An 18,699-nucleotide genomic window follows, 5' to 3' on the forward strand; every position below is an offset into this window, starting at 1 on the left:
GATTTATCTTTCTGTTAATTATTACATTACTATCCTACCTATAATTAAAATTAAAAAAACGTCACATTCATAATAATAAAATTATAAAATACAAATTATTAAAAAATCCATAACTATCAAATTAATTTACATACAATGTGATTTATATCTCAGAAGTTAAGTATGAGAGATTGTTTATTAGCCAATATTTAAGTTTGTTATTTTTTAAATAAAGTAAATATTAGTTATGATTTACAAGATGAAAATTATATAACTAATTATTTCAAACTAAAACAGTAACATAGATTAATTAAATAAAAGTACATTGAATGAGTTTTTAATATTTATATGAAAACCATAACCAAACAATAATATTTACTCAAGTGCTATCCAGATTAGAATGATTACTATCAGGTGATTTTAATCAACGACCATAAAAATAAAAAATCAAAAAAATCAAAAAAATCAAAAAAATCATGATAATATTATTTTAGATTTACATATTGTGTACCACAATATTTCTAATGCATGTAATTTATAACTTATTATGCCTCTTTATTTTTCGGGAAGAATACCTACTTATTCTATTGGTTCATTGTGTATATTACTGTTCGTCATGACTAATTAGGATTTCAAAATGTCAGGACACCCATCAAGCGTAATGCCATAAGATGTAATCGTTTTTCTGAATCTTAATGCCTACTATTATGGAAAGTTATTTAGGCAATCAACGGTACCACCATTAATCAGCTCGGTGGACCTCGCAAAACGTCAATACACTCTAATTCCAATCAACCTACTTTAGGACAAACAATAATTGTTCCATAAAAAATCCATTTTCCTGCAGAATTACACTGACGCGCTGCGCTTGTCTTCTCCGATTTGCCGGGCTAATACATTAACCCGGTAACTCGGAGAGCTGAAAAACACCTGCCAGAGAAAACTTTTTTCTTACCCCACCGTATTAAAGAAATAGGGGTAAAACTGTTCACCCTGTTCACCTTTGATTATTTTCATTTAATTTCATACTGTTAAGCGATGATGGCTTGAAATCAAACTCATCACCACTCTTCACCCAACCGTTCACCTCAAATCTGAAAAAGGTGAACAGTGATGAAGACTTGTGAATAGTTTAAAAATAACTATTCACCCTATAATACATTGATATATCTTATTTAAATTACAGAGTGAATAGTGGTGAACACTTTTTTATATTTCTTTGAAAGTTGTCAGCAATAAAGAAAAAAATTATTCTTCTGGCAGGTTATCCCTTGTCAGTTTTGGCATCCACTCGATAGCGGTTTCAATGTTCAGGCACAAATTGCTGCGAATGCCATGTTTGCTTTTCTTGCGCAGGTATTGCTGCCCGTACTCTGCCAGTGCGCCCGGCATATCCATCCCGAAGCGAGTCACGGAAACGGGTTTATTCAGGTTATTGCCTCTCATATAAGCAAGGTAGGCGTGATAAAGGTATTTACGGGGATTGAATGGCATAATTTCCGCATTACCGATTAACAAGCCGTCAGCTTCATCAGATGCAATCAGGTAGCCACAGAAATCGACCAGTGGATCGGTGCCACGTTTGATATTTAATGCTTCTGCGGATTTTTGTTGCTCTGCCAGCAAACGCCTTGCTACTTGCGGATCAGCGAACCGATGAAGCAAATGACGGATAATCACAGGCAATTCTGCTGCTATTTTTTCTCGTAACAAAGTATCTCGTTCGTTTTCCGGTACAACTTCGGAAAAGTTAAAAATCACCCGACGTCGAGACACGCCACCACTGCGATCACTGAAACCCATAGCATTGTTATTCACCGCTAACACAACCGCAGGAATGCGGGTTGAATAAGGTTGTTTGTGCTTCGGGTCAATGGCAACTTCATCACCGCCTGTAATCGCCTTGATGCCGGAACCATCGCCTACATAGCGGGTCTGGTCTGGCAGGATAATCAGCGAATAACCGACAATTAATGCCCGTTCCCGTGGATTTTCCAGTGCGGCCATACTTGCGGAAACCGTATTGCCTTTGCCTGCCAGCATGGAACAAATCTCAGCAAAGATACTTTTGCCACTGCCTCCCGCCCCGGTGACTTCCAGAAACAACTGCCAGTCATAGCGATTTGCCAGCACCATAAACAGGGCTGCCAGTACCCGATCAAATTTGTTTTCACAGTTGGCGGTTGCACGGTTGAGCCAGCGCCAGAACTGTGGCGCATAATCTTGCAGAGTTTCCCCTGAATCGGGGGAATTAAACGTAACATCGTTGGCAAGCAATAACCAATCATTTTTATGATGAGGCCGGAACTGGCAGCTTTTTAGGTCAAATACGCCATTGCTGAACCCGATTAAGTGGCGTTTTGGCGGCTGCATCATGGGAAGTTGCAATTTCAGGGCATCCACGGCGGAGCTGATACCGTGTGGTGAGTACGGCAGTTTTTCTTCCATAAAGGCTGCCACCATTTCCCGCCTTAAATCGCGGTCACTGACCGGACGCCAGACAATACCGTCATAGTGATGGACGGTTTCCGAAGCACCATCCAGCGCCAAATCACCGTCATAACGCGCCAGCAATACTTCCCCACGCTGGCTGGCTCCCATCTGGCATAATGTCAGTTTGGAAGATTCGGTATCATTGGGCTGAACGACTGCTTTTTTCTTGGTTGATGCGGATTGATAAAGCCCTTCACCAAAAGCCTGTTTTGTTGCCTCGATACCGTGATTCTGGCGATAATCGTCCCAATCAGCTTTGCACTCAGTTGGTGGCAACGTGACCCAGCCATTAACTGCAAGAGCGGCTTTTTCTGCCGAAACCTTGCCGACATTCATTTTTGGCTTGCCGTTGTTATCCAGTTCATCGGCGTGATGCCAGTCATTATCTGCGGCAATAATGATTGTAGTGTCAGGCCAGCGTTCCCGGATAGCTTTGGCAACAGAAAGTAAATTGCCTGCATCCAGTGCTGCCAGAACAGTACCTTTATAGAGTTGATTAACCGTCAGTGCTGTGGCGTAACCTTCGGTAATAATCACTGTATCAGGTTTATCTTCCAGCTCTGACAAGGCAATAAATGCGCCTTTCTTCTGGCTGCCAGACAATAATTTTTTCTCGCCATCAGGTTTGATGATCTGCGCACCTGTTACTTTTTTATCCAGTTTTGTCAGCGGTAATAACAACGAACCATCTTTCAGTAGGTACTGATTAGGATATTGCAGTTCTTTTGCCGTCAGATAAGGAGATTGCCCGGAAACAGTTTCCGCCATCAGTACCGCGACTCTTTCAGCAATCGGCTGAGATGGGTAAATAGTTTCTTTGGCGGGCTTCAGTTCTGGCAAAGGTAGCGCCAGTACATTAGCGACAACTTTAGCTGCCTCCGTAATCGAAATCTCTTTGGCTTTTGCCACTAAATCCAGACCATCACCATAGTTCGGGGCGTCACACTGGCGGCAATACCAATTGCCATGATGATGATCATCGATAAAGTGAAAACGGTCAGTACCGCCGCAAACAGGGCAGGCACCATGTTTACCCTTTGCTGGGATCTCAATACCGCAAGCTGGCAGCAAGTTTGCCCAAGAATACATAGCCGATGTTTTCACAGTTTGGATCAGGTCAAGCGGTTTTTGGTTGCCAGTTGTTTTTTGAACTGTAAATTTAGGGCGAGTTTGGGTATGCTGTGTATCAGCCATCGTTTTACCTCACTTAACGGTTGGTTGGTTAAACGCCCTGTATGTGTAGCAGCACTTCGGGGCGTTGTATTTTTATATTACGTTTCTTATGTCATAGCCTTTTCTGTGTTATTCCGCCCGTGATTCGGCGATGCGTTGAGCGATCCAGTCATCAATTTCGGCTTCAATAAAGGCGATGGAACGTGGGCCAATTTTGACCTGCTTCGGGAATGCTCCATCGCTAATCAGTTTGTAAATCCACGCTTTGCTGTAACCCGTTCTGCGCTGCACTTCCGGCAAGCGAACTAAACTGGTTTTTAATGCTGTCACTGTCATGTTAATTCTCCTGTTACCGAGTCCTTGAGCGCTCATCGTGGACGTTGTTAGATGACAGGCGGATTATTGAAAACTCCCGACTTAATGAACAGCGTTAACTCTTTTTCTCCCAATAAGAATTAATTTTTATGTTGCATTATCGGTTTTTCCGGCCGCGCAGCGGTTTGGCGAAGTCATAGGGTGTGATGGACTTTTCCCGGTTGGCATCCAGATAATCCGCCCACCATTGCACCATCAGCCGCCGTTCATCCAGATGTTTAGAGGTGTGAATATATGCTGCCCGGACGTTGTTGCGTTCAATATGGCTGAGCTGGCATTCGATGGCGTCATCGCTCCACAGGCCTGATTCGCCCATCGCACCACGCGCCATTGTGCGGAAGCCATGCCCGCAGACGTCGGTTTGGGTGTCGTAACCCATCGCCCGTAATGCCTTATTAACGGTGTTTTCACTCATGACTTTCGCGGAGTTATGATCACTGGGGAACATCACTTCGCAGTTACCGCTCAGTGCCTGCAACGATTTGATAAGCAAAACAGCCTGACGGCTCAACGGTACAAGGTGATCGGTTTTCATTTTCATGCCGCGCTCAGAAAAGCGAACGCCTTTAATGGGTTGCCTTGTGGCTGGAATCTTCCACACCGCATTTTCAAGGTCAATTTCCTGCCAGCGGGCAAATCTCAGCTCACTGGAGCGGACAAATGTTAGCAGTGCCAGTTCAACGGCGATTTTGGTCAACAGGCGACCACGATAGGCAGATAATCGGCTCAGGAAGTCTGATAAATCTTCATGAGGCAGGGCGGGATGGTGGCGGGATTTTGTGGTGGTAAGTGCGCCCGCCATATCGTTCGCTGGGTTGGACTCCAGAATATCATTCTGAACTGCATAGCGCATGATAGCTGTGGTGCGCTGTCGTAGACGTTGAGCAATATCGTGTTTGCCCTGCTCATCAATGGCTTTGACCGGAGCTAAAAGCTGGCTAGTACGTAATGTGGTAATATCGCGGGCGCCGATATGCGGGAAAATATACTGCTCAAGGCTGCGCAGCACTTTTTGGCGGTGGCTGTCGCTCCAGCGTTTGTTACTGGCATGCCAGGCACGGGCAACCTGTTCGAAGGTGTTCACTTTGGCAGGCGTTGGTGTACCTTTTCTCTCTGCTTTGGGGTCGATACCCTGAGCCATCAGCTTTTTGGCTTCATCGCGTTTAGCGCGGGCATCGGCTAACGATACCGCCGGATAGACGCCAAATGCCAGACGGTCTTCTTTCTTATCGGTGGAGCGGTAGTACTTCATCCGCCAGTATTTTGAACCGCGTGCTGTGACTTCTAAATAGAGGCCACCGCCATCGGCGAGTTTGTAGGTTTTTTCTTTGGGTTTTGCAGTTTCGATTTGCCGCGCATTTAGTTTCATTATTAAGGGCATTCCTGTAATCGAACGGTAAGTGCCCCGAATTATGCCCTTCGCTGCATCTTGATTGCAACAGACGAAACTAGACCTAAAAATAAGAAAGGGTGTTGATTTTGCTGGGTTTGAGAGAAATTGTTTTACTGGGCTGGACTTCACTGGAAGTTGAAGTGGTGCCCGGACTCGGAATCGAACCAAGGACACGGGGATTTTCAATCCCCTGCTCTACCGACTGAGCTATCCGGGCTAACGGGGCGCATTAAACCGTATCCAGCCCAATCCGTCAAACACTTTCTGCGAAAAAAACCACGAAAGATGATTGATTGCCGTGTTTTTATACCAACTTAGTGTGGTAATTCAGCTAATGCCGTTTTTTATTAACTTAACGCCCCATTTTTTCGGCATTTTGCGATGGTTAGAATATCTTGAGCCAGGATTTTCGCAATGATCACATCTTCAAGGTCTCTTTTCACTAATAGCTTACTGAGACACCCCTCAAGGATCAGTTCCATCTGTTGGGCAACTTGCTTACTGTCGTCAATATCAAGTTGTTGTAATAATTCTTCCGTGTAATGGAAAGAGTTTTGTTTTTGTAATTCTGCTAATTGATGGATTGGATGGTCAACGTCAGGAAAAGCGCTGCAAGCAGCGATAAACAGACAGCCTGGATAACGTTGTTCTTGTACTTTTTCTTTGAGAGCGTCGTAGCGTGCCAGTAATTTTTGCTCAGGATTTAAGGATTCATCCAATAGAGTTTGACGCTGCCAGATTTCAATTTGCTGACTGTGGTAGCGCAGGCCGTCGTAGAGTAAGGCTTCACGATCAGGCCAAAAATGTTTTATATGGTCGGTATCAATATCGAAAGGCGTTAAAAGTGTCTCCAGTGTCGCTGACAGGCCATGTTTTTCCAATAAACTCAGAACATGTCTCAGTACATATTCACGTTGCACAGTGGTTCTCCTTCCAGATTATTTTTATTGTCGATGTTGTAATTGTTTTACATGCTGGTTAAAACGTTGAGCATCCATGAATCCATTGATTCGCTCACCGGTTAGCTCTTTTCCTTTATCGAAAAACAAGATAGTGGGGAGTCCCAGCACTTGCAGTTTTTGCAACAATTCTTTTTGTTTTGGGGCGTTATCCGTGACATTTGCCTGTAACAAGAGGAATTGACTTAATTGTGCCTGTACTTTTGGATCACTGAAAGTATATTTTTCAAACTCCTTACAGGCTACACACCAGTCAGCATAGAGATCCAACATAATTGGTTGATGATGATTTTTAGTCAGAATTTGACTTAACTCTTGCCAATCAGAGATTTGTTGAAATTTTAAAGTGTTTTTTTGCTGTTCTGCCGCAGGGCTTCCCCATACCCAATTTTGCAAAGGACGTGAAGCGATAAGTACCAGAGCCAGTAAGATGATTTGTAAAGTCCGTACCCAGCCGTTTTTGCTGTTTAAGGTTAATGCGAACGCCCAACCAAGGAAAGAAACTGCCAATAGGCTCCATAATCTTATGCCCCATGTGTCACCAAGTACGCGTTCCAGCAGGAAGACAGGCAGAGCCAAGATAATGAATCCGAAGGCTTCCTTGACGTATTGCATCCACGGGCCACTGCGTGGCAGGAGTTTGTGACCAAATAGTGTGACGGCGATAAGCGGTAAGCCCATTCCCAGGGCGTAGAGATACAAAGTTAAGCCGCCGACCACGGTATTACCGCTTTGAGCGATATAAAGCAAAATAGCACTGAGCGGTGCGGTCGTGCAGGGAGAGGCGATTAACCCGGCTAAGGCTCCCATTACGAATACGCCAATGTAAGAGCCGCTTTGCTGTTGGTTGCTCCAATCCGCGAGGCGAGTTTGGAGTGAAGAAGGAAGCTGTAAGGTATATAGCCCGAACATGGATAAGGCGAGCAAAATAAACAGCACTGATAGCCCTACGAGAATGTAAGGATTTTGCAGGGCAGCTTGAAATTGCAATCCAGCCGCTGCGACGACTAAACCCAGTATTGTGTAAGTGAGCGCCATCCCCTGAACGTAACTGATGGCGAGCCAAAAGATCTGTTTCAGGCTTTCTGGACGTTTTTGACCCAAAATAATGCTGGAAATCAGCGGATACATGGGCAGTATGCAGGGCGTAAAAGCGATACCAATGCCAATTAACAACGCCCAGAGTGGCGAAAAGGGCACATCATGGGATTCGGATGGTCTATCGCCCTGTTGCAAAGGCGGTTGTAAGGAGCCGTCTTCTTTATTTGTCGCTATGTTGGTTGGTGTCGCGGTTTCATTGCCTGAGAGGGGAGAGGCAGCAACGGCTTGCAATGGTACGCTTAAGGTTTCAGGTGGATAACAATAACCCGCTTCTGCGCATCCTTGATATGTGACCTGGAGAGAGCCGGCGTTGGTGGCAGATAGGATGGGAACATCAATCCGCGCCGATTGAAAATAGACTTCTGTCTTACCAAAAAACTCATCTTCATGATCTACACCTTTGGCGTATGTCATTTTACCCAACGATGCCTCTTGATTGGGAACGATGTTGAACTGTTTTCGATAAAGGTAATAACCGGGTTTGATCTCCCAGTTCAGCGTGAGTTTATTTCCTTGTTGCTGAAAATCAAACATGAATGCCTGATCAGCAGGAAGGTAGAGACTTTTCCCTGGTTGTTCAAACAGTGCGCTAGCTTTGTTAGGTGACAGAGCGATACTGCTGAACAGCAGAAGCAACATAAGAATACGTTTCATCATAAGATAATCTTTAGCCTGCCTGTATCGTGGGTTTGATCCCTAATATTAAGACAATGCAGCGTTTTTTACAGGAAAAGATGTGTCAGGAAGATTTCAGGGGCTGGCACGCCCCTGAAATGATGACAAATAATCGAAATGGTGAAGCTACAAGATAATACCACCAAACAGGAAACCGAATGTGACCGCCAATACAACGGCAAGAGTACCCGGAATAAAGAAGGGATGGTTGAAAACAAAACGCCCGATACGGGTGGTTCCGGTATCATCCATCTGTACGGCTGCAACCAGTGTCGGATACGTTGGCAGGATAAACAGGCCAGATACCGCAGAGAAAGAAGCGATCGCCGTTAATGGCGTGACATTCAGTGCCAGAGCCATTGGCATCAATGCCTTCGCTGTTGCGGCTTGTGAATAGAGCAAGGCTGAACAGAAGAAGAAGATGACTGCCAGCAGCCACGGTCGGGCGTGAATTAAACTACCTGCGGTTTCTTTGATCCAGCCAAGATTGGCCTGTACAAAGGTATCCCCCAGCCATGCAACCCCTAAGATACAGATACATGCGCTCATGCCAGCTTTGAAAGTGCTTGAGTTCAGGATGGCATCGGTATCGACGGAGCAAATAATGGTGGTGAGCGTAGCGACACTGAGCATGATGATCAAAATCGCATTGGTGGTATTCATCAGAGGTTTTTCAACCAGGCCGACACTCGGGCTATTAATAATCGCATAAACGACCACACCAACAACACCTAGCAGGAACAACAGTACAGAGCATTTTGCTTTGGGTCTGATTTGAATCTGGCTGGCACCACGCATTTCTATCAAGCCCTCTTCAAGGCGTTTTTGATAAACAGGATCATTCGACAGTTTGGCATCAAAAAGCCATGAAATAATGAATGACATGAGGATGATGGCACAAAATGTTGAAGGCAGTAATACCATTAACAGGTGGATATAGCTGATGCCTTGCCCTTCCATAGTCGATGCCATATAAACAACTGCCGCAGAAATAGGTGAAGCCGTGATCCCGATCTGGGCAGCGACAACGGCAGTAGAGAGTGGACGACATGGTTTTATGCCTTGCTCTTTGGCAACTTCTGCAATAACAGGCAAGGTTGCCAGTGAGATGTTCCCCGTACCTGCAAATAGTGTCAGAAAATACGTGACGATAGGTGCAAGAACTGTGATGTATTTGGGATTCTTGCGCAGTAATTTTTCAGTTTGTTGAACGAGATAATCGAGTCCCCCCGCCACTTGCATCGCTGAAATTGCAGCAATGACGGCCATAATAATTGAAATAACGTCAAATGGAATACTGCCTGGTTTAACACCGATGGCGGCGAGGACGAGAACACCCATCCCACCAGCAAAGCCAATACCTATTCCCCCTAGCCGTGCCCCTAAAAAAATGGCCAGCAGAACAATAACCAATTCTACGGCTAACATGTTAAATACTCCTTCATTTATTTAGTATTATGAAAATCTATGGTTAATAATTTGTGTTTGCGGAAAATTAAAAAGGCACGCTTCCGGTTGGAATAGCGTGCCTTAATAATTAAGACGAACTCGTTATTATAATCATTTAATTAGTCATCAAAACGTTTTGCTTTATAAGTTGGATGTTTTAGGTTCTCAACAGAGAAAATATCATCTAATTCAGCTTCGGTCAGTAAACCGCGCTCAAGCACGACTTCACGAACGCTCTTGCCTGTTTCAGCACAGATCTTACCCACGATATCGCCATTGTGGTGGCCAATAAATGGGTTCAGATAAGTCACGATCCCGATAGAGTTGAATACGAAGTTTTCACAAACTTCTTTATTGGCAGTAATGCCGCTGACGCATTTTTCAACTAAATTACGGCATGCGTTGTTCAGGATAGACATAGATTCAAACATAGCCTGACCAATCGCAGGTTCCATTACGTTAAGCTGTAATTGGCCTGCTTCCGCTGCCATAGTGACACAGATATCGTTACCGATAACTTTGAAGCACACCTGGTTAACCACTTCTGGCACAACGGGGTTAACTTTTGCTGGCATGATGGAAGAACCTGCCTGCAATTCTGGCAGATTAATTTCATTCAGGCCAGCACGAGGGCCGGAAGAGAGCAGACGCAAGTCGTTACAAATCTTGGACAGCTTAACGGCCAGACGTTTCAACGCGCTGTGAACCATGACGTAAGCGCCACAGTCAGAGGTGGCTTCTATCAAATCTTCTGCTGGTTGGCAAGGCAAACCTGTGACTTCGGCCAATTTTTCAACGACCAGTTTTTGGTAACCTGGTGCAGTATTTAAGCCAGTACCGATAGCGGTAGCGCCAAGGTTCACTTCCAGCAGCAGTTCTGCCGTGCGGATAATGTTTTTGATCTCTTCTTTCAACAGCACAGAAAAAGCACGGAATTCTTGGCCCAGTGTCATGGGGACAGCGTCTTGCAGCTGGGTACGGCCCATTTTCAGGATGTCATCGAATTCAACCCCTTTTTTGTCGAAGCCCTCTTTCAGCAATTCAATGGAATCAATTAAATGCATCAGGGAGTTATAAACAGCAATGCGGAAGCCTGTAGGATAAGCATCATTGGTTGACTGGCTTCTGTTCAGGTGATCATTTGGGTTCAGGTACTCATATTCCCCTTTTTGATGTCCCATCAACTCCAGGCCGATATTTGCCAGCACCTCATTCGTGTTCATGTTGAGTGAAGTACCGGCACCACCCTGAAAGACATCAACAGGGAATTGATCCATACATTTGCTTTTAATGAGAACTTCATCACAGGCTTTGACAATGATATCTGCCACTTTTCCAGAAATAGTATGGAGTTCTTTGTTTGCCAGTGCCGCCGCTTTCTTCACCATCACCATGCCGCGGATGAATTCAGGCACACTGTTGATGGTACGGTCACTGATATAAAAATTTTCAATCGCACGTAGAGTGTGAATACCGTAGTAGGCTTCAGCAGGAACTTCTCGTTTACCTAACAGGTCTTCTTCGATACGAATGTTGTTTGACATGAGAACCTTCTTAAAATTGGATACGTTTTTTGACTGTTCTATTACGTGTTTGTTGGAAAATAATGTTGCCGCCAACAATTTCCCTGATATTAAACACTTATCATGAAATTGCTGGCGCGATCATATGTGGATTTGTGAAAAATGCCTTGAACCTGGATCACTTTATAGTGTTATTTTATTGATGAAATAGCATATGTGTGACTAAGGTCACGATTACGGAGGGAAAAAGTTAAGAGTTTGAAGTATTGAAAACGGTCACGATTATCCCCACATGTGTTATCTAACACCATATTATGTGATCTAACCCGATATTAGGTGTCACACAGAGTGTGAATGATCGAATAGTGTGAACCTTCAATAATAATGAAAGGAGAACCACGTGCGTTGGCTCCCGCTTATCCTTATATGCCTTCTGGTTTACATCGAGTCTGTCTTGTTTGTTCGGATTGCCTCTGAAATTGGGGTCTTGTTGACTCTGTTATTGGTTATTCTTACATCTTGTCTTGGTGTATCCCTCGTGCGTAATCAAGGCATCAAGAATTTTATCTCTATGAAGCAAAAACTCGCCGCCGGTGAGAGTCCTGCAGAAGAAGCTGTTAAAAGTGTTTCTCTGGTCATGGCTGGATTTTTGCTGATATTGCCCGGTTTCTTCACCGATTTTCTCGGATTACTGCTGTTATTGTCTCCCGTACAGAAATTTCTGACCGCGAAGTTATTGCCTCATATTAAGTTTTACCGTCCAAATACTTTTTATGGTTCCGGTAATTATAGTCATCATAATGGCGGTTCTGGGCAGAACGGGCAGACTTTTGAGGGAGAATATGAGCGTAGGCAAGATGGCGACTCCCGTATATCGAATGACAAAAAATCCGCAGAGCAAAAGCATTATGGTGAGTCTGGCAGTGAGCGCAATAAAAAATGATTGCCACTGTGTTGGCTGAAATTTCAGTAAGTAAGAAAAAAGTAAAATATTTTTGTTACTCACCCTTGAAGTCATGATCTCAAGCCCCAATTTGTAGCTTCATGATACTGGTTCTGTTGGGTTCTGGTATCAATCCTCTTACCTGATATGGACTTTATTTATAGGAGATCTATCGATGAACATTCGTCCATTACATGACCGCGTTATCATCAAGCGTACAGAAGTTGAATCAAAATCTGCTGGCGGTATTGTTTTGACGGGCTCTGCTGCGGGCAAATCTACCCGTGGAAACGTTTTGGCAGTCGGCAATGGTCGCATCCTCGAAAATGGGGAAGTGAAGGCGCTGGATGTAAAAGTGGGTGATACCGTTATTTTTAATGAAGGTTACGGCGTTAAAACAGAAAAGATCGATAATGAAGAAGTATTGATCATGTCTGAAAGCGACATTCTGGCAATTGTTGAAGCGTAATTGAGAATTTTATTACGCTTAGATCTTCTTAATTGAACGAATTTAAAGGAAAGACACAATGGCAGCTAAAGACGTAAAATTTGGTAATGATGCTCGCAGCAAAATGTTACGCGGTGTGAATGTACTGGCTGACGCAGTTAAAGTCACTCTGGGACCTAAAGGCCGTAACGTAATTTTGGATAAATCTTTCGGTGCACCTGTTATCACTAAAGATGGTGTGTCTGTAGCACGTGAAATCGAATTGGAAGACAAATTCGAGAACATGGGTGCGCAGATGGTTAAAGAAGTCGCCTCTAAAGCCAATGATGCGGCAGGTGATGGTACTACTACTGCAACAGTACTGGCTCAAGCCATTGTCACCGAAGGTCTGAAAGCTGTTGCTGCTGGCATGAACCCAATGGACCTGAAACGCGGCATCGATAAAGCGGTTGTTTCTGCCGTTGAGGAACTGAAAAAACTGTCCGTACCTTGCTCTGATTCCACTGCTATTGCACAGGTTGGTACTATCTCTGCAAACTCCGACGAAACCGTAGGTAAACTGATCGCAGAAGCGATGGATAAAGTCGGTAAAGAAGGTGTAATCACCGTTGAAGAAGGTACTGGTCTGGAAGACGAGCTGGATGTTGTTGAAGGTATGCAGTTCGACCGTGGTTACCTGTCTCCTTATTTCATCAACAAACCAGAAGCCGGTGCTGTTGAACTGGAAAACCCATACATCCTGCTGGTTGACAAGAAAATCTCCAACATCCGTGAACTGCTGCCCGTTCTGGAAGGCGTCGCTAAGGCAAGCAAGCCTTTGATGATTATTGCTGAAGATGTTGAAGGCGAAGCACTGGCAACGCTGGTTGTTAACAACATGCGTGGTATCGTGAAAGTTGCTGCGGTTAAAGCACCTGGCTTCGGTGATCGCCGTAAAGCAATGCTGCAAGATATCGCTACTCTGACTAACGGTACTGTTATCTCAGAAGAGATTGGTCTGGAGCTGGAAAAAGCGACTCTGGAAGATCTGGGTCAGGCAAAACGTGTTGTTATCAACAAAGACACCACAACTATCATTGATGGTGTAGGTGAAGAAAGCACAATTGCTGCACGTGTTACTCAGATCCGTCAGCAAATCGAAGAATCTACTTCTGATTATGACCGTGAAAAACTGCAAGAGCGTGTCGCTAAACTGGCAGGCGGTGTGGCTGTCATCAAAGTAGGTGCAGCAACTGAAGTTGAAATGAAAGAAAAACGCGCTCGCGTTGACGATGCACTGCACGCAACTCGTGCGGCTGTAGAAGAAGGTGTTGTTGCTGGTGGTGGTGTTGCTCTGGTTCGTGTTGCCAGCTCGATCTCTGATCTGACTGGTGATAATGAAGATCAGAACGTCGGTATCCGTGTTGCACTGCGTGCAATGGAAGCGCCAATGCGTCAGATCGTAGATAACTCAGGTGAAGAACCTTCTGTTGTTGTCAACAACGTGAAAGCGGGTAAAGACAACTACGGTTATAACGCTGCAACTGAACAGTACGGCGATATGATCGAAATGGGTATCCTAGATCCAACTAAAGTAACCCGTTCTGCACTGCAATTCGCCGCGTCTATCGCTGGCCTGATGATCACTACCGAAGCAATGGTGACTGAACAACCTAAAGATGACAAAGCTGACTTAGGTGCTGCTGGCGGCATGGGCGGTATGGGTGGAATGGGCGGCATGATGTAGTGCTGGCATTGACCATCCCATAAGGGTAAAACCCTTAAAGGCGAGCAGGGAAAACTTGCTCGCCTTTTTATTGTTCCTATAACTAATGAGGGAAGTTATGCGAATTAAAATTTTGTTTGGTGCGTCAGTATTACTGTTGGCTGGGTGCACAACAACTCATCAATTAACCTCCGCTGGCGCTAATGTGCGTTTTGCGGACACTCAACCAGGTAGTGAATGCCAGCGGTTAGGTGAAGTTACTGGCACGCAAAGCAACTGGCTCAATGGCGTTAGCAATGAGAGCAGTTCTATGCGTAGCGCAGCCAATGACTTACGTAATAAAGTGGCTGAAATGGGCGGCAATGTTATTTATGGGATAAATAGTCCATCAGAGGGATTGCTGGCTAGTTTTGTCCCCCTTGATAGCAAAATGGTTGGTCAGGTCTATAAGTGCCCTTAGGTATTAATAGATGGGGTTAGTGGGAAAGTGGTTTGGGCAATGCCCAGAAAGAATTTCAGTTTCTGTGCGCTGCCCATTTAGAAGAGCTTAATAATGAAGGAATTAACCGGATCAGTGATCGATTGGCATAGGAACTATCACTCGTTTTGTGCTAGCCCTAAATCTAGCGGGGTTTTGCTTGGCTCGCCACCAATTTCCCTGGTCAGGCCCGGAACCAGATAACCGGATACTTTAGTCAATAATTCTCGCATAATAGCTTTTGCCTCTTCATCGTCCACGAGAAAATGTGCGGCACCCTGAACTTTATCCAGAACGTGAATGTAGTAAGGTAATATGCCTGAGTCAAAGAGTGCATGACTTAAGTCAGCCAAAGTATCTGCATTATTATTGACATCACGTAACATCACACTTTGATTCAGTAGTGTCACTCCAGCTTGTTTTAGCCGCATCATACTTGTGCGGAACGCATCATCAATTTCATTTGCATGATTGATATGGGTCACCATGATCACCTGCAAGCGAGTTTGTGCTAAACGGTTACACAGTGAAAGCGTGATTCGATCAGGGATCACAACTGGCAAACGCGTATGGATACGTAACCGCTTAATGTGTGGAACAGATTCAAGACGGCTGATTAACCAGTCAAGTTCATGATCCTTAGCCATTAATGGATCACCACCAGAGAAGATAATTTCGTCGAGTTCAGGGTGTTGTTCAATATAATCCAGAGCAAGCAGCCAATTGTTTTTATTGCCTTTATTATCCCCATAAGGGAAATGGCGACGAAAACAATAGCGACAATTAACTGCGCAGCCCCCTTTGACCAGTAGCAGGGCTCGATTGTGATATTTATGCAATAAACCTGGAACAACACTGCGTTGTTCATCTAACGGATCAGCAGTGAAACCAGGGGATATCGCAAATTCTTCCCGTGAGGTCAGGACTTGTAATAGAAGAGGATCACGGGGATCGCCCTTTTTCATTCGTGTTACAAATGCTCTTGGCACACGCAGAGGAAATAAGCGTTTTGCTTCATTGCCTTCTTGCAGCTTCGTATGTGTGTTTAAGGATAATAGTTGCAACAACTCATTGGGATCAGTAATAACATCCGCGAGTTGTTGTAGCCAGACTTCTCTGACGGGGTGAATATGGGTTATAATGTGTGCCATTTTTTGGCTAAGCCATTTTGTTAAAAATTAGAGGATCTCCATGGCTACTTATAGTACCAATGAATTCCGTTCAGGTCTTAAAATCATGTTAGATGGCGAGCCGTGCGCTATTCTTGACAGTGAATTTGTTAAACCAGGTAAAGGGCAGGCATTTGCCCGCGTTCGTATTCGTAAACTGATTTCAGGTAAACTGCTGGAAAAAACTTTTAAATCAACAGATTCTGCTGAAAGTGCGGATGTCATGGATGTCAACCTGACTTATTTATACAACGACGGTGAATTTTGGCATTTCATGAACAACGAAACTTTCGAACAGCTGGCGGCGGATGAGAAAGCCGTTGGTGACAATGCAAAATGGCTGATCGATCAGGCAGAATGTATTCTGACTCTGTGGGATGGCCGTCCTATCGCTGTAAATCCACCAAACTTTGTTGAACTGGAAATCGTTGATACGGATCCAGGTCTGAAAGGTGATACTGCGGGTACTGGCGGTAAACCTGCAACCTTGAGCACCGGCGCTGTCGTTAAAGTCCCTCTGTTTGTACAGATTGGCGAAGTGATCAAAGTTGACACCCGTTCTGGCGAATACGTTTCTCGCGTGAAATAATCGCGTTTGCTATTCTAAAAAAACCGCAGCCTCTTCGTCCAGAGGTTGCGGTTTTTTTTGTTATAACTCCTTGGTTATTATCATTGCAGCTATCAGATCGGGTAGCTATAATCCAGTTTCATTTCTTATCGTTATCCTGGACGACCTGGATAAACGTCATCTCATCGGGGACGGCCCCTTGTCATCATATAAAGGGAAAGATATGTCTTGGTTGATCCTTCTTATTGCGGGTTTGTTGGAAGTCGTGTGGGCAGTAGGCCTAAAATATACCCACGGTTTTTCACGCTGGGTGCCGAGTTTAATGACGATCAGCGCGATGGTGGTCAGCATGGGGTTACTCGCCTATGCCATGAAAAATCTACCGGCAGGAACTGCCTATGCCGTGTGGACAGGTATTGGTGCGGTAGGTACGGCGATTTTCGGCATCATGGTGCTGGGAGAGTCTGCAAATTTCACGCGGATATTAAGCCTTGGCCTGATTGTGATTGGCATTATTGGCTTAAAGTTGGCGAGCTGATTACTTATAAATAAACCCAGCGTAGTGCTGGGCTCATGATTATTTCTTTTCATAACGCGAAGGCCATATTTCTTCTGGCGTGCGTCCCAGCGCTGCGGCAATAAGACGCTCACCTTTTGGCCAGTGTCGTTGCAATGCATTGGCAAGAGTTGATGACGCCAGCCCTGCTGTTCGGGATACTTCTGACAGTGTTGTCCCGCGTTTTTTCAATTCGGCGATGATATCAGCAGAATGCCAGTCTTTTTTTTCCATCCTTAAACTCTCCAGTTATCAATAATCTTTTTGATTAAAAAGTAAGTGAGTATTCAGTAGACTATAAGTCACGCATCATAGCATAACTTCAGCTGAAACGTGACTCATAGTCCGTGGTCGGATAAGTAACATGAATCGATACTTATCGGATGAAAAAATCGAACAACATCAGATCCCTTTTTGGTCAAAGAATTAGGTATCTCAGGAGAGAAGCTGGAATGTCACAAGAGGCTTTTGCCGATAAGTGTGGACTGGATCGCACTTATGTCAGTGGCATTGAACGTGGTGTCAGAAATCCTACCCTGGAAATTATTTATGTGATAGCAAATGGATTACAGATTGAACTCAGTGAATTGTTCGATTTCGGGACAATACACCCTCCCCGTTAAAACCAATGGTCAAGATAAAATACAGATCGTTAGAAATATAAATTTCACCAACTCATCTCCTCTATTTCCATCTTCTTTACTTTAAATGGCAAAGTTGCAGCCAATAAAGCTGCGACTTGAAAAAATCATGTTTCCTTGTCGTTTGGCCTGAGTACCAAACTGAGAGATATACTCTATTTTTGAATATGGTATTTATTTTTGTCATATTAGGAAGTAAGGCTTGCTGAAATTTGGCAAGAAAATGCTCTTTGATTAGATATCCGCTGGGAACAAAATGATGTTAGTGATCCCTGAACTTGCGATTGGGGCGATTGTAGGTTTGATTATCAGTACTACCGGTGTTGGTGGTGGGGTGATAGTTTTGCCGATCCTGACCTATTTTTTTGGATTAGATGTATTAGCGTCTGTCGCTACGGCTAACTTTCTTTCCATGTTGATGAAAATATCATCTTCTTATATGCACTTTCGCATGGGAAATATTCCCTTACGCCAATCTTTGATTATTCTGCTGATCATGATACCCGGTACGGTATTGGCCAGTTATGGCGTCACAATGCTGAGTCATTTAAGCCATAATCGGGTACAACTTGAATGGGAAATTAATTTACTGGTTTTGTTGGCTATCTTGTTTTCCCTTTATCTTTTTTACCGCCGAATACGTCAGCCACAGTTACACAGGAACCAAACGCAACCACAATTACAATCTGGGGTGATTAAGCCTTTCTTGCTGCCTGGTACGGGAGCTGGATTGGTGCTTGGGGCGACAGGAGTGGGTGGTGGCATAGTGGTATTGCCACTGTTGTTACGCTATGGGCAAATGCCTATTAAACAAGCGGTTGGTGTTTCTCTTTTTATCACAATGATGTTATCGGGTTCATCTGCTTTTGCTTATGCCTATGGAGGGCATACGGATTGGAAACTGGCGTTGGCATTGTTTGTTGGTTCTTTGCTGGCTATCCCTTTTGCCAGTTATTTGATAAAGCATTTATCTGACAGAGCACTACAATATGCCACACTATTCCTGATCTTATGTAGTGCTGTGTTGATGGGTATCCGGTTAGTTTGATAGAAATTCTTGTGACTATTGAG

Annotated in this window: 17 protein-coding genes and 1 tRNA gene; 8 read left to right on the forward strand and 10 right to left on the reverse strand. The window is 44.3% G+C overall.

Annotated elements, in window-relative coordinates; translation table 11 throughout:
• Positions 1 to 1,227 precede the first annotated feature (1,227 nt).
• The 8 genes from AAY47_RS02490 to aspA all read right to left on the reverse strand — a co-directional run bounded on the left by AAY47_RS02490 (position 1,228) and on the right by aspA (position 11,141).
• Complete coding sequence (locus AAY47_RS02490) at positions 1,228 to 3,666, reverse strand: toprim domain-containing protein (protein WP_083446705.1); 2,439 nt, start codon at positions 3,664 to 3,666, stop codon at positions 1,228 to 1,230.
• A gap of 108 nt (positions 3,667 to 3,774) precedes the next feature.
• Positions 3,775 to 3,981, reverse strand: a complete 207-nt coding sequence (locus AAY47_RS02495; RefSeq protein WP_047766669.1) for a helix-turn-helix transcriptional regulator — start codon at positions 3,979 to 3,981, stop codon at positions 3,775 to 3,777.
• A gap of 136 nt (positions 3,982 to 4,117) precedes the next feature.
• On the reverse strand, positions 4,118 to 5,389 hold the full coding sequence (locus tag AAY47_RS02500; RefSeq protein ID WP_047766670.1) for a tyrosine-type recombinase/integrase: 1,272 nt from the start codon (positions 5,387 to 5,389) through the stop codon (positions 4,118 to 4,120).
• Between the two features lie 165 nt (positions 5,390 to 5,554).
• A tRNA-Phe gene (locus AAY47_RS02505) sits at positions 5,555 to 5,630 on the reverse strand.
• A 130-nt stretch (positions 5,631 to 5,760) separates the two neighbouring features.
• Positions 5,761 to 6,333: a division control transcriptional repressor DicD gene (dicD, locus tag AAY47_RS02510; protein WP_047766671.1), complete on the reverse strand. Its 573-nt coding sequence runs from the start codon at positions 6,331 to 6,333 to the stop codon at positions 5,761 to 5,763.
• Between the two features lie 24 nt (positions 6,334 to 6,357).
• Positions 6,358 to 8,130 (reverse strand): protein-disulfide reductase DsbD, encoded by a 1,773-nt coding sequence (locus tag AAY47_RS02515; protein ID WP_047766672.1) that lies wholly within the window; start codon positions 8,128 to 8,130, stop codon positions 6,358 to 6,360.
• A gap of 144 nt (positions 8,131 to 8,274) precedes the next feature.
• Positions 8,275 to 9,576 (reverse strand): anaerobic C4-dicarboxylate transporter, encoded by a 1,302-nt coding sequence (locus AAY47_RS02520; protein ID WP_047766673.1) that lies wholly within the window; start codon positions 9,574 to 9,576, stop codon positions 8,275 to 8,277.
• Positions 9,577 to 9,716: 140 nt separating this feature from the next.
• Positions 9,717 to 11,141 (reverse strand): aspartate ammonia-lyase, encoded by a 1,425-nt coding sequence (aspA, locus tag AAY47_RS02525; protein ID WP_047766674.1) that lies wholly within the window; start codon positions 11,139 to 11,141, stop codon positions 9,717 to 9,719.
• 379 nt (positions 11,142 to 11,520) lie between these two features.
• Here aspA and AAY47_RS02530 point away from each other — a divergent pair, with 379 nt between their 5' ends.
• The 4 genes from AAY47_RS02530 to AAY47_RS02545 all read left to right on the forward strand — a co-directional run bounded on the left by AAY47_RS02530 (position 11,521) and on the right by AAY47_RS02545 (position 14,676).
• On the forward strand, positions 11,521 to 12,063 hold the full coding sequence (locus AAY47_RS02530) for an FxsA family protein (RefSeq protein WP_047766675.1): 543 nt from the start codon (positions 11,521 to 11,523) through the stop codon (positions 12,061 to 12,063).
• A 175-nt stretch (positions 12,064 to 12,238) separates the two neighbouring features.
• Positions 12,239 to 12,532 (forward strand): co-chaperone GroES, encoded by a 294-nt coding sequence (locus tag AAY47_RS02535; RefSeq protein WP_047766676.1) that lies wholly within the window; start codon positions 12,239 to 12,241, stop codon positions 12,530 to 12,532.
• 58 nt (positions 12,533 to 12,590) lie between these two features.
• Positions 12,591 to 14,237, forward strand: a complete 1,647-nt coding sequence (groL, locus tag AAY47_RS02540) for a chaperonin GroEL (RefSeq protein ID WP_047766677.1) — start codon at positions 12,591 to 12,593, stop codon at positions 14,235 to 14,237.
• Positions 14,238 to 14,334: 97 nt separating this feature from the next.
• On the forward strand, positions 14,335 to 14,676 hold the full coding sequence (locus AAY47_RS02545) for a DUF4156 domain-containing protein (protein ID WP_047766678.1): 342 nt from the start codon (positions 14,335 to 14,337) through the stop codon (positions 14,674 to 14,676).
• Between the two features lie 137 nt (positions 14,677 to 14,813).
• On the opposite strand, the gene epmB is transcribed toward AAY47_RS02545, so the two are convergent.
• A complete protein-coding gene (gene epmB / locus AAY47_RS02550; RefSeq protein ID WP_047766679.1) occupies positions 14,814 to 15,845 on the reverse strand; it encodes an EF-P beta-lysylation protein EpmB in 1,032 nt (343 codons plus the stop codon).
• A gap of 40 nt (positions 15,846 to 15,885) precedes the next feature.
• On the opposite strand from epmB, the gene efp reads away from it, so the two are divergent.
• Positions 15,886 to 16,452, forward strand: a complete 567-nt coding sequence (gene efp, locus AAY47_RS02555) for an elongation factor P (protein ID WP_047766680.1) — start codon at positions 15,886 to 15,888, stop codon at positions 16,450 to 16,452.
• Between the two features lie 202 nt (positions 16,453 to 16,654).
• The gene (gene sugE, locus AAY47_RS02560; protein WP_047766681.1) at positions 16,655 to 16,969 is read left to right on the forward strand and encodes a quaternary ammonium compound efflux SMR transporter SugE; all 315 of its coding nucleotides are present in this window, start codon (positions 16,655 to 16,657) and stop codon (positions 16,967 to 16,969) included.
• A gap of 39 nt (positions 16,970 to 17,008) precedes the next feature.
• On the opposite strand, the gene AAY47_RS02565 is transcribed toward sugE, so the two are convergent.
• Entirely contained in the window at positions 17,009 to 17,221 is a 213-nt protein-coding gene (locus tag AAY47_RS02565) for a helix-turn-helix domain-containing protein (protein ID WP_047766682.1), read from the reverse strand.
• A 218-nt stretch (positions 17,222 to 17,439) separates the two neighbouring features.
• Here AAY47_RS02565 and AAY47_RS02570 point away from each other — a divergent pair, with 218 nt between their 5' ends.
• Together AAY47_RS02570 and AAY47_RS02575 are read left to right on the forward strand one after the other, a co-directional pair.
• Positions 17,440 to 17,610, forward strand: a complete 171-nt coding sequence (locus tag AAY47_RS02570) for a helix-turn-helix domain-containing protein (protein ID WP_047766683.1) — start codon at positions 17,440 to 17,442, stop codon at positions 17,608 to 17,610.
• 277 nt (positions 17,611 to 17,887) lie between these two features.
• Positions 17,888 to 18,676, forward strand: a complete 789-nt coding sequence (locus AAY47_RS02575) for a sulfite exporter TauE/SafE family protein (protein ID WP_047766759.1) — start codon at positions 17,888 to 17,890, stop codon at positions 18,674 to 18,676.
• The last annotated feature ends 23 nt before the right edge of the window (positions 18,677 to 18,699 follow it).

Source organism: Xenorhabdus griffiniae (genome assembly GCF_001028135.1).
GTDB lineage: Bacteria > Pseudomonadota > Gammaproteobacteria > Enterobacterales > Enterobacteriaceae > Xenorhabdus > Xenorhabdus bakwenae.

What these genes read in the sequence shown, in the direction of transcription:
- AAY47_RS02490 (WP_083446705.1), bottom strand. Translation starts at nt 3,666, where the DNA reads ATGGCTGATACACAGCATACCCAAACTCGCCCTAAATTTACAGTTCAA.
- AAY47_RS02495 (WP_047766669.1), bottom strand. Translation starts at nt 3,981, where the DNA reads ATGACAGTGACAGCATTAAAAACCAGTTTAGTTCGCTTGCCGGAAGTG.
- AAY47_RS02500 (WP_047766670.1), bottom strand. Translation starts at nt 5,389, where the DNA reads ATGAAACTAAATGCGCGGCAAATCGAAACTGCAAAACCCAAAGAAAAA.
- AAY47_RS02515 (WP_047766672.1), bottom strand. Translation starts at nt 8,130, where the DNA reads ATGATGAAACGTATTCTTATGTTGCTTCTGCTGTTCAGCAGTATCGCT.
- AAY47_RS02520 (WP_047766673.1), bottom strand. Translation starts at nt 9,576, where the DNA reads ATGTTAGCCGTAGAATTGGTTATTGTTCTGCTGGCCATTTTTTTAGGG.
- aspA (WP_047766674.1), bottom strand. Translation starts at nt 11,141, where the DNA reads ATGTCAAACAACATTCGTATCGAAGAAGACCTGTTAGGTAAACGAGAA.
- AAY47_RS02535 (WP_047766676.1), top strand. Translation starts at nt 12,239, where the DNA reads ATGAACATTCGTCCATTACATGACCGCGTTATCATCAAGCGTACAGAA.
- groL (WP_047766677.1), top strand. Translation starts at nt 12,591, where the DNA reads ATGGCAGCTAAAGACGTAAAATTTGGTAATGATGCTCGCAGCAAAATG.
- AAY47_RS02545 (WP_047766678.1), top strand. Translation starts at nt 14,335, where the DNA reads ATGCGAATTAAAATTTTGTTTGGTGCGTCAGTATTACTGTTGGCTGGG.
- epmB (WP_047766679.1), bottom strand. Translation starts at nt 15,845, where the DNA reads ATGGCACACATTATAACCCATATTCACCCCGTCAGAGAAGTCTGGCTA.
- efp (WP_047766680.1), top strand. Translation starts at nt 15,886, where the DNA reads ATGGCTACTTATAGTACCAATGAATTCCGTTCAGGTCTTAAAATCATG.
- sugE (WP_047766681.1), top strand. Translation starts at nt 16,655, where the DNA reads ATGTCTTGGTTGATCCTTCTTATTGCGGGTTTGTTGGAAGTCGTGTGG.
- AAY47_RS02565 (WP_047766682.1), bottom strand. Translation starts at nt 17,221, where the DNA reads ATGGAAAAAAAAGACTGGCATTCTGCTGATATCATCGCCGAATTGAAA.
- AAY47_RS02570 (WP_047766683.1), top strand. Translation starts at nt 17,440, where the DNA reads ATGTCACAAGAGGCTTTTGCCGATAAGTGTGGACTGGATCGCACTTAT.
- AAY47_RS02575 (WP_047766759.1), top strand. Translation starts at nt 17,888, where the DNA reads ATGTTAGTGATCCCTGAACTTGCGATTGGGGCGATTGTAGGTTTGATT.